The sequence below is a fragment of the Oerskovia sp. 140933 genome (assembly GCF_059651515.1).
The window spans coordinates 75,900-88,772 of sequence record NZ_JAMXIO010000013.1; the positions used below are offsets into that span (position 1 = coordinate 75,900).

14 protein-coding genes are annotated in these 12,873 nt (G+C 73.6%); 6 read left to right on the forward strand and 8 right to left on the reverse strand.

What is annotated here, in order from left to right:
* The first annotated feature begins 27 nt into the window (after nucleotides 1-27).
* Complete coding sequence (locus NHG27_RS09130; protein WP_193720792.1) at nucleotides 28-558, forward strand: MogA/MoaB family molybdenum cofactor biosynthesis protein; 531 nt, start codon at nucleotides 28-30, stop codon at nucleotides 556-558.
* A gap of 31 nt (nucleotides 559-589) precedes the next feature.
* Here NHG27_RS09130 and NHG27_RS09135 read toward each other — a convergent pair whose 3' ends face one another.
* From NHG27_RS09135 to NHG27_RS09155, 5 genes are read right to left on the reverse strand one after another with little or no spacing between them, the layout of a single operon-like run.
* Nucleotides 590-826 (reverse strand): MoaD/ThiS family protein, encoded by a 237-nt coding sequence (locus NHG27_RS09135; RefSeq protein WP_193720791.1) that lies wholly within the window; start codon nucleotides 824-826, stop codon nucleotides 590-592.
* Between the two features lies 1 nt (nucleotide 827).
* Nucleotides 828-1,163, reverse strand: coding sequence for a DUF6457 domain-containing protein (locus NHG27_RS09140; RefSeq protein ID WP_497016027.1), 336 nt, complete (start codon nucleotides 1,161-1,163; stop codon nucleotides 828-830).
* On the reverse strand, nucleotides 1,160-1,822 hold the full coding sequence (mobA, locus tag NHG27_RS09145) for a molybdenum cofactor guanylyltransferase (RefSeq protein ID WP_497016030.1): 663 nt from the start codon (nucleotides 1,820-1,822) through the stop codon (nucleotides 1,160-1,162). Before mobA ends, NHG27_RS09140 begins: the two co-directional genes overlap by 4 nt.
* A complete protein-coding gene (gene moaC, locus NHG27_RS09150) occupies nucleotides 1,819-2,292 on the reverse strand; it encodes a cyclic pyranopterin monophosphate synthase MoaC (RefSeq protein ID WP_193720789.1) in 474 nt (157 codons plus the stop codon). Before moaC ends, mobA begins: the two co-directional genes overlap by 4 nt.
* Nucleotides 2,289-3,719 carry a molybdopterin molybdotransferase MoeA gene (locus NHG27_RS09155; protein WP_497016033.1) on the reverse strand — a complete coding sequence of 477 codons (1,431 nt, stop codon included), beginning with the start codon at nucleotides 3,717-3,719 and terminating at the stop codon, nucleotides 2,289-2,291. The genes moaC and NHG27_RS09155 overlap by 4 nt, the downstream gene beginning before the upstream one ends.
* Nucleotides 3,720-3,992: 273 nt before the next feature.
* Between NHG27_RS09155 and NHG27_RS09160 the strand changes: the two genes are divergently transcribed.
* The 4 genes from NHG27_RS09160 (at nucleotide 3,993) to NHG27_RS09175 (ending at nucleotide 9,418) form a co-directional block, all read left to right on the forward strand.
* Complete coding sequence (locus NHG27_RS09160) at nucleotides 3,993-4,550, forward strand: NADPH-dependent FMN reductase (RefSeq protein WP_193720787.1); 558 nt, start codon at nucleotides 3,993-3,995, stop codon at nucleotides 4,548-4,550.
* A 122-nt stretch (nucleotides 4,551-4,672) separates the two neighbouring features.
* Nucleotides 4,673-6,568: an ATP-binding cassette domain-containing protein gene (locus tag NHG27_RS09165; protein WP_227748719.1), complete on the forward strand. Its 1,896-nt coding sequence runs from the start codon at nucleotides 4,673-4,675 to the stop codon at nucleotides 6,566-6,568.
* The gene (locus NHG27_RS09170; protein WP_497016035.1) at nucleotides 6,565-8,349 is read left to right on the forward strand and encodes an ABC transporter ATP-binding protein; all 1,785 of its coding nucleotides are present in this window, start codon (nucleotides 6,565-6,567) and stop codon (nucleotides 8,347-8,349) included. The genes NHG27_RS09165 and NHG27_RS09170 overlap by 4 nt, the downstream gene beginning before the upstream one ends.
* A gap of 13 nt (nucleotides 8,350-8,362) precedes the next feature.
* Entirely contained in the window at nucleotides 8,363-9,418 is a 1,056-nt protein-coding gene (locus tag NHG27_RS09175; RefSeq protein ID WP_497016036.1) for a LacI family DNA-binding transcriptional regulator, read from the forward strand.
* 61 nt (nucleotides 9,419-9,479) lie between these two features.
* Here NHG27_RS09175 and NHG27_RS09180 read toward each other — a convergent pair whose 3' ends face one another.
* Both NHG27_RS09180 and NHG27_RS09185 read right to left on the reverse strand, forming a co-directional pair.
* Nucleotides 9,480-10,241 (reverse strand): methyltransferase domain-containing protein, encoded by a 762-nt coding sequence (locus NHG27_RS09180; protein ID WP_497016038.1) that lies wholly within the window; start codon nucleotides 10,239-10,241, stop codon nucleotides 9,480-9,482.
* A gap of 72 nt (nucleotides 10,242-10,313) precedes the next feature.
* A complete protein-coding gene (locus tag NHG27_RS09185; RefSeq protein ID WP_497016041.1) occupies nucleotides 10,314-11,537 on the reverse strand; it encodes an MFS transporter in 1,224 nt (407 codons plus the stop codon).
* Between the two features lie 238 nt (nucleotides 11,538-11,775).
* Between NHG27_RS09185 and NHG27_RS09190 the strand changes: the two genes are divergently transcribed.
* Nucleotides 11,776-12,480, forward strand: a complete 705-nt coding sequence (locus NHG27_RS09190; protein WP_193720782.1) for a DUF1361 domain-containing protein — start codon at nucleotides 11,776-11,778, stop codon at nucleotides 12,478-12,480.
* Between the two features lie 52 nt (nucleotides 12,481-12,532).
* Here NHG27_RS09190 and NHG27_RS09195 read toward each other — a convergent pair whose 3' ends face one another.
* On the reverse strand, nucleotides 12,533-12,835 hold the full coding sequence (locus NHG27_RS09195; protein WP_497016043.1) for a hypothetical protein: 303 nt from the start codon (nucleotides 12,833-12,835) through the stop codon (nucleotides 12,533-12,535).
* Between the last annotated feature and the right edge of the window lie 38 nt (nucleotides 12,836-12,873).

The window sequence follows — 12,873 nt, forward strand, 5'->3', positions numbered from 1 at the left end:
TGCGCCGCGATTGTCTACGGTGCTCCCATGACCTCGTTCGACGGCCCCCACGCGGGCTTCCCCCTCGCCCAGCTCCCGGTCACGGTCGTCACGGTCTCCGACCGCGGCTCGCGCGGCGAGTCGACCGACCGGTCGGGCCCGCTCCTGGTCTCCTTCCTGGAGACCGCCGGGTTCGAGCGCATCACGGCGCGTCTGGTGCCCGACGGCGTCGACTCCGTCCGCGACGCCCTCACCTCCGCGCTGGGGGACGGGGCACGGCTCGTCCTCACGACGGGCGGTACGGGCATCGGCCCGCGCGACCTCACGCCCGAGGGCACTGCCGAGGTCGTGGACCAGGAGCTGCCGGGCGTCGCGGAGGCGATCCGGCGACGGGGCGCGACCGTGGTGCCGAGCGCAGTGCTCTCCCGGGGCGTCGTGGGGACGGCCCCGGCAGCACGGGGGCAGCGGGCGTTCGTGGTCAACCTGCCGGGTTCGCCCGGTGGGGTGCGGGACGGCTGGGCCGTGCTCGAGCCGCTGCTGCCGCACGTGTTCTCGCAGCTCGCGGGCGGGGACCACTGAGCCCTCGCGGGGCCCCGGAGAGCGGGGGCCGTCAGCCGCCCGCGAAGGGGGGCAGCACGTCGACCTGCTGGTCGTCCGCGAGCGCTACCCCGTGGTCCGCGGTCCGCACGCCGCCCACGAGCACCGAGCAGCGCGGCAGCACGTCGGCGAGCGCGGGGTGGCGTGCGGTCATGGCCGCGAAGAGCTCCCCGACCGAGGCCCCCGGGAGGGACTCGGCCTCGAGGCCGGCGGCCTCGGCGGCACCGGCGAAGTAGCGGACCTGCGGCACGTCACGCCCTCTCGGGGGTCGCGAGCCCCGTCGCGCCGGTCGCGTCCGGGCCCGGGGCGTCCTCGCTGACGACCTCGTCGAGCGTCGGCTCGACGTCCCACGCGAGCGCGAGCTCGGTGGCCCGCTCCATGGCGTCGAGGCCCGGGTGGTCGGCGCCCTCTCCGGCGGACAGCCCGGCGACGTAGCCTGCGATGAACGTGGTCAGGGGTGCGGCGGGCCGTTCGACGCGGTGCGCCGCGTCCCGCGCGAGGTCGAGGATCGATCCGATGTCGACCGCCTCACGGTCCAGGTCGAACTCGTCGACGAGGGCGTCCACCCAGCGCTCGAGGTTGCTCATGCCGTGCCTCCCGATGATCCGTGCGGGTCCAGGGACCCGGTGCCGAGCCGTGCGCGACCGTGCGCGTACTGCTCCGCATCCTGCCACGTGTCCACGTCGGTGCTCAGGCCGTCCACGTCCGCGACGCGGGTGAGTCGCAACCCTGAGACGAGGCGGCGCACGGGGGCGCCGTGCAGGCCGCCGTCCGCGGGGTCGGCGGAGAGCCGGTCGAGCGCCGCGTCGAGGGCGTCGCGGCGGTACAGCCCGACGAGCCACTGGTCCCGTCGGTCGTGCGCGAGGTGCACGCCGTCGGCCTCGCCCGTCGGGCCGACCGCGGTGCCGGAGGCGGCGGCGACGAGCAGCGGCACGGCCTCCGCGGCCCGGGGGACGTCGCAGGCGAGGAGCAGGACCCAGGGGGCTGCGCCGTCGGGCAGGGCGGCGAGGCCCGCCGCGGTCCCCGCGACCGGACCGCCGAACGGCGGGTCCTCGCGCGTGAGGACGTACGCCTCGGACGCGAGGTCGTCGGGCCCGACGACGACCGTCGCCCGGGCGTCGCGCGTCGCGGTGAGCACGTGGTCGAGCAGGCGTGCGCCCGCGACCACGAGCTGCGGCTTGGACGTCCCGAGCCGCTGCGCGCGCCCGCCGGCGAGCACGACCGCGTCGAACACGAGCCCGCTCACACCGGGCGCACCCACTCGCCCGACTTGCCGCCCGTCTTGGACTGCAGGCGGACGTCGCTCAGCTCGACCGACTTGTCGAGCCCCTTGACCATGTCCACGACCGCGAGGCCGGCGACCGCGACCGCCGTGAGCGCCTCCATCTCGACCCCCGTGCGGTCCGCGGTGCGCACGGTCGCGCTGATCTCGACGCCGTGGTCCTGGACATCGAGGTCCACGGACGCGCCGTGCACCCCGATGATGTGCGCGAGCGGCAGCAGCTCGGCCGTCTTCTTGGCCCCCTGGATGCCCGCGATGCGCGCGACCGCGAGCACGTCGCCCTTGGGGACCTCCCCGGACCGCAGGGCCGCGACGACGAGCGGGCCGCAGCGGACCACGCCCGTCGCGGTCGCGGAACGGACGGTCGGCTGCTTGAGGGTGACGTCGACCATGCGGGCGTGGCCGCGCTCGTCGAGGTGGGTGAACTCGCTCATGCGATCACCATGACACGCACCGTGTCGCCCGTCCCAACCGCCTCGACCTCGGGTGGGACGACCGCGATCGCGTCCGCCCGGGTCAGCGCGGACACGTGGTGCGCGCCGGGACCGACGGGGGCGACGCCGTCGGCCCCCACGAAGCGCACCGGGAGGAACTGCTGGCGTCCCGCGGGGGAGCGCCAGCCCTCGGCCGCGACACGCTCCACGAGGGGCTCGACCGCCTGGGGGTGGCCCGCGAGGCGCCGGACCGCCGGGCGCACGAACGCCCGGAAGGACACGTACGCGCTCACGGGGTTGCCCGGCACGCCCAGCATCGGGGTACCGCGCCAGCGCGCGGCGGCCTGCGGCTTGCCGGGCTGCATGCCGACCGCGACCAGCCGGACGTCGGACGGGCCGTCGCCCCCCGGGCCCTGCGGGCCGGTCAGGACCTCCTTGACGACGTCGAACGCGCCCGCGCTGACCCCGCCCGAGGTGACGATCAGGTCCACGTGGGGGGCGGTGTCGTCGAGCACCGCACGCAGCGCGCCGGCCGTGTCCGGGACCGCGCCCACCCGCACCGGGGTGCCACCCGCGTCCCGCACGCACGCCGCGAGCAGGAGCGAGTTGGAGTCGGGGATCTGGCCCGGGCCGGGCGCGGTCCCGACCGGGACCAGCTCGCTGCCCGTCGACAGCACCGCGACGCGCGGTACCCGGTGCACCGGGAGGGTCGCGTGCCCCGCGGAGGCCGCGGCCGAGACGAGGCGTGCGGTCGTCGGGGCGCCCGCCGCGGCGACGAGGTCGCCCACCGCGACGTCCTCGGCGCGGCGCCGGATGTTGGGGCGCGACGGCTCGTACACCTCGATCCGCGCATCGAGGGGGGCGCCGGGCACGAAGCGCCGCGTCGAGGTCCGCTCCACGGGCACGACGACGTCGCACCCGCCCGGCACGGGGGCGCCCGTCATGATGCGGACGGCCTCGCCGGGGGCGACGCCCGGTCCGTTCGACGGTGCGATCGACGGTGCGATCGACGGTGCGGCAGGTGCGGCCGCGCCGGGCGACGAGCCGGCCAGGTGCTCGGCGAGCGGCGCCGCCGCGATGTCGCCGACGACGCGCAGCGTGACGGGGGACGCGGCGCTCGCGGTCGCGAGGTCTGCGCCGTGGGACGCGTAGCCGTCCATGGCCGAGGCGTCGAAGCGCGGGACGTCCAGGAGGGACCGGACGTCGTCAGCGAGGATGCGGCGCGCGGGGGAGACGGTCGCGAGCGCGGCGAGGTCGACGTGCTCGACGCGGAGCGGCGAGACCAGGTCGAGGACGTGGTGGCGGTACTCCTCGACCGTCCACCGGTCCGACGAGGGGCCGCCGGGCGGTGCGGCACGGTCGTCAGTACGTGGCCGGGCCGGTTCCGGGTGCACTTCTGACACCTGGTCCGTGGGGTGGGGGTCCATGGGGACACCGTAGGCCGCGGTCCGGGCCGATGGCCGGGTGGCCGGGCCGGACGGACGCGGACCGTCCGAGGTGCGGGCGGAGGACGGCCCGCGACCGCACGCTCGGACGGGTTCGCCTCGGGCCGGGGCCGCTGGCGTCCCTTGACGGTGTCCGAGTGCTCTGACATCATCCACTAGAACGATCTACTAGAACGTTCTAGTAGCGTCTCCCGACCTGTTCCAGTGGCGCCGTCGCGACCTCCGCGCGGCCCGTACCGTGCCGAAGGGGCCACCATGCATCCCACGTCCGACCGTCTCCGCCTCGAGGTGATCGTCGCCAGCGTCCGGCCGGACCGGTTCGGCGGCGTCGTCGCCGACTGGGCGAGAGCCCGCCTCGACGAGCACGCCGGGTTCGACGTGTCCGTCCTGGATCTCACCGACCTCGACCTCCCGCCAGGACTCGACGGCACCGGCGACACCGAGCGTCTGCGGGAGCGGGTCGCTGCGGCCGACGCCTTCGTGCTCGTGACCCCGGAGTACAACCACGGGTACCCCGGCTACCTCAAGATCGCGATCGACACGCTCCTCGAGGAGTGGCACGTCAAGCCCCTGGGCTTCGTCTCGTACGGCGGGAGCGGCGGCGGCGCTCGCTCGGTCGAGCAGCTCCGCCCCGTCTTCAGCGAGCTCCAGGTCGTGGCGATCCGCGAGCAGGTGGTCCTGGCACGGGTCTGGGACCTCTTCGACGGGCCGGTCCTGAGGGATCCCGACGGACCCCAGAGCGCGCTCAAGTCCATGCTCGACCAGCTGCTCTGGTGGGGGAAGACCCTCCGAGCCGCCAGGGTCGGCGACTGATGCCCACGACGACGAGGGAGCCCAGCGCGCCGCCCGCCCCGGCCCCGCGCGCCCCGGCCCCGCGCCCAGCGACATGGGGGGCCCTGGCGCGGCGAGCGGGGCCCTGGCTGCGAGGATGGGCGTTGCTGCGGCACGCAGGTGCGGGGCTCGTGGCGGGGACGTCCGTGCTCTGCCTGGCCCTGTCGTTGCTACCCCTGGCCACGATCGTCCTCCTGGGGCGGGTCCTGTACCTCGTCCCGCACTCGTTCGGGCGGGAGGCCGTCGCCGGTGCGTGGGAGCAGCTGCTGCTCGTGCTGACCCTGGCGATCGGTGCGCTCGTGGCCCAGCAGGTCGTCGCGCCCCTCCAGGCCGGCCTGCTCGAGACGATCGGACGCAGGGTGGACCGGCACTGCGTCGGCCGGGTCCTGCGGGCCACCACGTCGCACGCCCCGCTCTCGCTGCTGGAGGACCCGGACGTCCTGGGGATCCTCGCCGACGCACGGGCCGCGTTCGACCGGCAGTCGCGCAGTCCCGGCGAGGCCGCCGCCGCGATGCTCCCGCTCGTCGGGCGGTACGCCCAGGTCGTCGGTGCATCGATCCTGGTCGCCGTCGTGGTGAGTCCCGTCGCGGGGGTGCTGCTCCTCGGGACCGCCCTGGCGCTCCGGGCCGGGGTGCGCGGCGGGATGAGCAGGTTCGGGGCGATCTGGGACGGGCTCACGGCGCAGCGTCGCCGCACGGGCTACGTCCGGCAGCTCGCGATCACACCGGACATCACCAAGGAAGTCAGGGTCCTCGGTCTGCTCCCGTGGCTGCGCGAGCGGTTGCGGACCGAGAGCCTCGCGCAGCTCCGACCGGAATGGGCCGGGCGCCGGCGGGTGTTCTTCCTGCCCTTCGTCGGATACGGCCTCCTCGGGCTGGTCGGCGGGAGCGCCGTGCTCGCCGTCGTCGTGCTCGACGCGCAGGACCTGGACCTCTTCGCGCTCGGCGTCGCGCTGCAGGCGATGATGGTGCCGATGCGCTTCGGCGTGCACTTCCCGGAGTCCGACCTCCAGACCCAGTACGGGCTCCAGTCGCTGGAGTCGCTGCGCCGGTTGGAGGCGCATCTCGTCCCCGGTGCGCCCGGCACCGGCGAGCCTGCTGGCACGGGTGGGCCGGGCACGTCGGAGGCGCTCGCGCACGCGCCGACGGGCGTCGTCCGTTTCGAGGACGTGTGGTTCCGCTACTCCGCGAGCTCGCCGTGGGTTCTGCAGGGGCTCGACCTCACGCTCGAGCCGGGGACGTCGACGGCGATCGTGGGGCTGAACGGCGCCGGCAAGACGACCACGATCAAGCTTCTGGCCCGGCTGTACACGCCGACGCGCGGTCGCATCACCGTCGGTGGTGTCGACCTCCGGACTCTCCCCGCGGACCGGTGGCAACGCTGCCTCAGCCTCATCTTCCAGGACTACGCCCGGTTCGAGCTCTCGGTGGCGGACAACGTCACCCTGGCCCCGACGAGCCAGGACGACCAGGGCGCGCTCGATGCCGCGCTCCGGGCTGCCGGGGCTCACCTCGTCGTGGACGGCCTCGACGACGGTCCCTCGACCGTCCTGTCCGGTGGCTACGCGAAGGGGCGTGACCTTTCCGGCGGGCAGTGGCAGCGCGTCGCGCTCGCCCGCGCGCTCTTCCAGATCGCTCGTGGCGCGCAGATCCTCGTCCTCGACGAGCCGACCGCACAGCTCGACGTCACGGCGGAGGCCGAGTTCTTCGAGAGGTTCCTCGCCCCGGGGGCCGTCGACGCGGTCGCGGACGGTCGGCCGATCACGTCGGTCGTCATCTCCCACCGCTTCTCGACCGTGCGCCCGGCCGACCACATCGTCGTCGTCGAGCACGGGCGGGTCGTCGAGGAGGGGAACCACGACGAGCTCCTGGCGGTGGGGGGCCGGTACGCCGAGCTCTTCGTCCTCCAGGCTCGCCGCTTCCGCGCGGACGGCGACCCGCCGGCCGACGCCCCGGTCGTCGGCATTCCCGATGTCATCGATGCAGGAGGGTTCTCATGAGGGCGGTCGTCGCGGCGGTCCGGTTCATGCTCACGCACGCCTGGGCGACGGACAGGCGCCGCCTGGTCGTGGCCTCGGCCCTCATGACGGTCGGGTACCTGTCGTCACCCCTCGTCGGGGTCGCGCTCGGCGCCCTCACGGACGCGGTGATCTCGACGGACACCAGGGTCGCGCTCCTCCTCGCGGCCGTGCTCGCGCTGCTGCTCGTGTCCGAGATGCTGATGGGCCACTTCGGGCACCTGTCGGTCGTGGAGCTGAGCGACATGCAACAGCTCCACCTCACCGACGAGGTCACCCGCCTCACGCACGGATCGACGAGTCTCGCGGACCTGGAGAACCCCGCCCGCGTCCGCCTGCTGACGTCCGTGACGGAGGGGCTCCAGAGGGTGCGGGTCGCGCTGGAGGCGAGCCTCCAGCTCGGCGGGGCGATGCTCCAGATCCTCGTCACCACGGTGATCATGGGCATGGTCGACCCGTGGCTCCTGCTCCTGCCCGCCGCCGCGCTGCCGCCGGTGTGGTTCGCGGACCGGGCGCAGCGGGTCCTCGACCGTGCACGCGACGCCTCGGCCGACGACATCCGCCTGGCGCGTCACCTGCTGAGCATGGGTACCAGCGCTGCCACGGCCAAGGAGGTCCGGTTGTTCGCCGCGCAGGACCTCCTGGTCGACCGGCACGGAGGAGCGTGGGACCGGACGACGGCATCGCTGTGGTCCGCGCACCGGCGTTCCGCGCTGCTGCGTGCGTGCGGCCAGGTGTGGTTCGCGCTCGCCTACGGCGGCGCGCTCTTCGTGGTGGTGCGCGGGGCCGCTGCCGGGGGCGTGGCGATCGGGCAGGTCGTCCTCGTGGTGACCCTCGCGATCCAGATCAGCTCGCAGGTGGCCGGGGCTCTCGGGCTGTTCGGTGCGCTCCAGGGGGCAGGCCGTACGGTCGAGCAGATCGACGAGCTGCGCGCGAGCGTGCCGCACGAGCAACCGGCGGGCGGTGCCGCGTCCGCACCTGCCGGGCTCACGCGTGGCCTGCGTGTCCGGGACCTGGCCTTCACGTACGGGGGCTCGACGCGGCCGGTCCTGGACGGCGTGGACCTCGATCTGCCCGCCGGGAGGACCGTTGCCCTCGTGGGCGGGAACGGGGCGGGGAAGTCCACCCTGGTGAAGCTGTTGTGCGGCTTGTACCGGCCGAGCGCAGGGTCGGTCCAGGTGGACGGAGTCGACCTGTCGACGATCTCCCGCGACGACTGGCACACGAGGGTCGCGACGCTCTTCCAGGACTTCGCGCGCCTCGAGCTGACGCTCCGGGAGAACGTCGGGATCGGGCACCTGCCCGCGACGGACGACGATGCCGAGCTCGGGCGCGCGCTCGACGAGGCGCGGGCGCGGCATCTGGTCGAGCGATCGCCGCAGGGCCTCGACCAGGTTCTCGGCACCTCGTACGACGACGGCCGTCAGCTCTCCGGCGGGCAGTGGCAGTCCCTGGGGCTTGCGCGAACGGTCCTGCGGCCGGACCCGTTGCTGGTCGTGCTGGACGAGCCCGCGTCGGCGTTGGACGCGGCCGCGGAGCACGCCCTGTTCGAGCGGTTCTCCGCGACGGCGCGGCGTACGGCCTCGCTCACGGGAGCTGTCACCGTGTACGTCTCGCACCGTTTCTCGACGGTCCGGGACGCGGACCTCATCGTCGTCCTCGACGGTGGCAAGGTCGTGGAGACTGGTACCCATGACGAACTCGTGGCGATCGACGGCGCGTACGCCGCGATGTACGGCCTCCAGGCGCGTGCGTACCGATGAGGGGTTCTAGCCGATGGCCAAGAAGCCGAGCCTGAAGTCCGTGGCGCTGGCAGCCGGCGTCTCGCCGTCCACGGTCTCCAACGCGTACAACCGACCTGAACAGATGTCGGCCCAGGTGCGCGAGCACGTGCTGGACGTGGCAGCGCGGCTCGGGTATCCCGGTCCGGACGCCAGCGCCAGCTCGCTCCGCAGCGGGCACACCGGGTCGGTCGGGGTGCTCTTCGCCCAGGACCTGACGTACGCCTTCTCGGACCCGTATCTCCTCGAGCTCCTCACGGGCATCGCGGAGGTCGCCACGAAGACGTCGACGAACGTGCTCCTCATGCCCGTCGGTCCCCACTCGGCGTCGGGCGCGTACTCCCGGCAGGAGGAGCTCGACCTGGTCCAGAACGTGCGCCGGGCCGTGCTCGACGGCGCGATCGCGGACGGCGTCGACCCCACGCATCCGGTCCTGCGCGTGCTGGCAGCACGGGGAGTGCCGGTCGTGAGCACCATGGCGGGCGTCGGGGACCGGTGCGTGCTGGTCGACGACCACGCTGCCGCCGTGGAGGTCGGCGTGCACCTGGCCGGGCTCGGGCATCACCGCGTGGCCGTCGTGGCCGACAGCCTGGACGACGGCGAGCCGAGGATCGTGCCCGACGACGCGCCCCACCTCTTCCCGTACGCGCGCCTGCGCATCGCGGGTTTCCGGGAGGCCCTGGGCCCTGGGTGCGAGCTGACCAGCGTCTCGGCGGGGCAGAACACGCGCGACTCGGGGAGCCGGGCGACCGAGACGATCCTGGCGTCAGGACGCAGGCCGACCGCGATCCTCGCGACGTCCGACGTCCTCGCGCTCGGGGTGATCGACACCCTGCGGAGCCGGGGCGTGACGATCGGTCGAGAGGTGTCCGTCACGGGGTTCGACGACATCCCGCAGGCACGGGACGCCGGGCTGACGACGGTGCGACAACCCGTCCGGGAGAAGGGCCGTCTCATGGTCGAGATGCTGCGCGACCCTGCCGCTGGCGGAACCACCGCGACCCTGGGCACCGAGCTCGTCGTCCGTGCGAGCACCGGCCCGGCCGTCTAGCGGCGTCCGGAGGGCGCGGGGGCGTGGGCTCGGTCCACGGGGGCGTGCGACGGGTCTGCGCTCAGACGCGCGTCGCCACCGCGAACACCCGGCGGAACGCGAGCGGCGTCCCGTAGGGGCGGGCGGGGTAGGCGGCTCGCAGCGCCTCCTGGAGGTCGGTGGTGAAGTCGTCCCGGAGCGGGGCGGGCAGGGCGTCGAGCACGGGGCGTGCGCCCGTCGCCGCGATCCACGTGAAGACCGGGTCCTCGCCCTGGAGCACATGGAGGTAGGTCGTCTCCCAGGCGTCGACCGACCAGCCGGGGTGAGCCAGGTCGTCGAGGTACTGCTCGGGGTCGAAGGCGCTGGGCCGGGCGACGGACGTGGTCAGGTCGCGGTAGGGCTCCCGGGCGGCCACCTCGCGCAGGATCGTGTGGCTCGGTGCGTCGTGGTTGCCGGGGACCGAGAACGCGAACGACCCGCCGGGGGCGACCATCGAGGTCAGTCGGGGTAGGAGGGTGCGGTGCTCGGGGACCCACTGGAGGGTCGCGTTGCTGAGGACGAGATCGAGGGGGGCGGGCGGCTCGAACCCTCGGAGGTCCGCGAGCTGGTAGGTGCCGTCCGGGTCCTCGCGCCGGGCGCGGTCGATCATCGCGGGGGAGGAGTCGACGCCGACCACCTCGGCCCCGGGCCATCGGTGGCGCAGGAGCCGGGTCAGGTGGCCGGGGCCGCAGCCGAGGTCGATGATCGTGCGCGGGCTCCCGGGCACGCGGGCCAGGAGGTCGGCGAACGGGCGCGACCTCTCGTCGGCGTAACGCAGGTAGTTCTCGGGGTTCCAGTCGGCCATGACACGCTCCCTCTTGATGTCAACTATCTTGACATCAAGATACAGGGGGCCGACCAAAGGTCGTGGCGCTGGTCAGCCGCGCGTCCCGCGCCGGACCGGGCCCAGCGTGAACAGCAGCGTCAGCAGCGCCGTGAGCGACAGGGCCGCGAAGCCCAGGCCGTACGTGCCGTTGGCCTGGTAGACCGCGCCCATGATGAGCGGCGGGATGAACCCGCCCAGGCCGCCCGCAGCCCCCACGAGCCCCGTCACGGCACCGACCTTGTCCTGCGGCGCGACCTTGGCCACGAGCTCGAACGTCGCACCCGACGACGCCCCGAGCCCCACGGCGAGGCCCAGGAACGCGATGGTCCCGAGCGGTACGAGGTCCGGCTGGAACGCGACCACCGCCGCCAGGACCGTGACGATCGCGAAGCACGCGACCGACACCGGGATCCCCCCGAACCGGTCGGAGAGCGTCCCGCCGATCGGCCGGCACGCGACCGCGAGGACGACGAACCCGGCCGTGCGCGCCGCGGCATCGGCAGCCGTGAGGTCGTACGCGTTGACCAGGAACGTCGGCAGGTACACGCTGAACGCCACGAACCCGCCGAAGCCCACCGCGTACAGCCACGAGAGCTGCAGCGTCGCGGGCAGCTTGAACGTGGCCCACGTGCGCGCCAGGAAGTTCCCGTGCGCGGCGGGCTTGCGGTTCGGCGAGTCGCGCACGAGCAACCACGACACGACCGCGTACACCGCCAGGACGCACGCCACGAGGAGGAACGGCGCCTCCTGTCCGTACGCGTCCGTGATCCGCACGGTCGTGAACGCCGAGATCGCCGTACCGCCCATCCCGATCCCGAAGATCCCGAGCGCCGTCCCCCGCCGCGCAGGCGGGTACCAGGCGTTGACGAACGGGACCCCGACCGCGAACGCCGTACCGCCCAGCCCCAGGAAGAACCCACCCAGGATGAGCAGCGGATAGCTGTCCGCGACGAACCCGATGAACAGCACCGGGACGATCGTCGCCGCGCTGACCAGCGGGAACATGATCCTGGCCCCGAACCGGTCCGTGAGCGCCCCGACCGGGATCCTCCCCAGCGAACCCACGACCACCGGGACCGCGACGAGCACCGACTGCTGCACGGCCGTCAGCCCGAGGGCCGCGCTGTACGCACCACCGAGCGGGCTGATGAGCGCCCACGCCCAGAAGTTCACCGCGAACCCGATCGTCGCGAGGACCAGCATCAGCGTGGCGGACCCGCCGGCCGGGGCGCTCGCGGGCCCGGGGGTCGCGCCTCGTGCGGTTCCCGAGGACACCGGAGGCGTGGCTGCTTCGTCAGGATGCGTCACTGTGACTCCCGGGGGTCGGTCGCCCGTCGTCGGACGAATCGGTGGAGCTCGAGATTCCCGCCTGACCCACGCTAGCCGCGAGGGTGGCGTGTCGCGCGGGCTGGCGCGGACGCCGTCGGGCCCTAGCGTGGTCCTTCCGGACCCGTCGGCACCCCGCGGACCGGACGCCACGACCCCGCGCACCCCGAACCACGAAGGCCCCACCATGACCCTGCTGTTCCTCGGCGTGATCCTCGTCAACGTCTTCGCGTTCACGCTGATCCTGCTGCGCGCACCCCTGTACCGCACCGAGGTCTACCGCCCCATGCTGCTCAACGTCGGGCTGTCGGTGCTGCCCGTCCTGGTCCTGACGGTCCTGATCGTCGTGGACCTCGTGCTCGCCGCGGCCGGGGCGCCGGCCTGGCTGATCGCGGCCCTCGCGGTCGCGGGCCTCGCGATCTGGCTCCTGCTGCTGCCCAACGCCGGCTACCTGGTGACCGAGCTCAACTTCAGCCACCGCAAGGACGGCGAGGGCGTGCCGCTCTGGTACGACATCGTCGCGGTCCTGACCCTCGCCATGTCCGGGGTGCTCAACACCGTCGTCAACATCTTCCTCGTCCAGATGTTCTACGCCGTCCTGCGCTACCCCGACGACCTGCGGCCCTTCGAGCGCCCGGCGTCCTGGCTCGTGGTGGGCGTGATCCTCGTGCTCGTGTCGTTCGGGATCTACCTGGGTCGCTACATCCGGTTCAACAGCTGGGACCTCGTGCACCCCGTGGGGTTCCTCCGCAAGCTCACGGGGTACTTCCGCGAACCCGGCAAGGTCCGTGACGCCCTGCTGTTCAGCGGCCTGTACACGGTGTTCTTCGCCCTGATCTACCTGGTCGTGATCGGGTCGCTCCTGGAGACGATCACGGCGGCGGCGCGCTGACGACGCGTCGGTGGCCGGTCGGTGGTCGTCCGGCGGCCGGTGCTGCCGCCCCTCAGCGTGGCGGCTCGTTGCCCGGCTTGGCCGGCGAGTACGGCGCCGGGCCCGTGTAGCGGTCGTTCGTGTCGCGGCCCAGCGCGCGCACCGTGAAGGCCGCCGCGACCAGACCGGCACCCACGACGTGGGCCACCGACACGAGCGCAGAGACCAGACCGACGACGGACTGCACGAACGCGAACCCGGTCGCGTAGCCGAGCCGGGGGAAGAGGTGCGGCAGGACGAGGGTGCCCACGACCCCCGCGACGATCAACCCCACGCCCCACCAGAAGAGTGCGGTCGCGCTGAGCTTCGGGGGCATGGCGGGTCCTCTCGAGGTACCGGACCGGGCGACGTCGT

Excerpts from the sequence above, each read along its gene's own strand:
- NHG27_RS09130 (WP_193720792.1), top strand. The coding sequence starts at position 28 with ATGACCTCGTTCGACGGCCCCCACGCGGGCTTCCCCCTCGCCCAGCTC.
- moaC (WP_193720789.1), bottom strand. The coding sequence starts at position 2,292 with ATGAGCGAGTTCACCCACCTCGACGAGCGCGGCCACGCCCGCATGGTC.
- NHG27_RS09175 (WP_497016036.1), top strand. The coding sequence starts at position 8,363 with ATGGCCAAGAAGCCGAGCCTGAAGTCCGTGGCGCTGGCAGCCGGCGTC.
- NHG27_RS09140 (WP_497016027.1), bottom strand. The coding sequence starts at position 1,163 with ATGAGCAACCTCGAGCGCTGGGTGGACGCCCTCGTCGACGAGTTCGAC.
- NHG27_RS09180 (WP_497016038.1), bottom strand. The coding sequence starts at position 10,241 with ATGGCCGACTGGAACCCCGAGAACTACCTGCGTTACGCCGACGAGAGG.
- NHG27_RS09190 (WP_193720782.1), top strand. The coding sequence starts at position 11,776 with ATGACCCTGCTGTTCCTCGGCGTGATCCTCGTCAACGTCTTCGCGTTC.
- NHG27_RS09195 (WP_497016043.1), bottom strand. The coding sequence starts at position 12,835 with ATGCCCCCGAAGCTCAGCGCGACCGCACTCTTCTGGTGGGGCGTGGGG.
- NHG27_RS09170 (WP_497016035.1), top strand. The coding sequence starts at position 6,565 with ATGAGGGCGGTCGTCGCGGCGGTCCGGTTCATGCTCACGCACGCCTGG.
- NHG27_RS09155 (WP_497016033.1), bottom strand. The coding sequence starts at position 3,719 with ATGGACCCCCACCCCACGGACCAGGTGTCAGAAGTGCACCCGGAACCG.
- NHG27_RS09160 (WP_193720787.1), top strand. The coding sequence starts at position 3,993 with ATGCATCCCACGTCCGACCGTCTCCGCCTCGAGGTGATCGTCGCCAGC.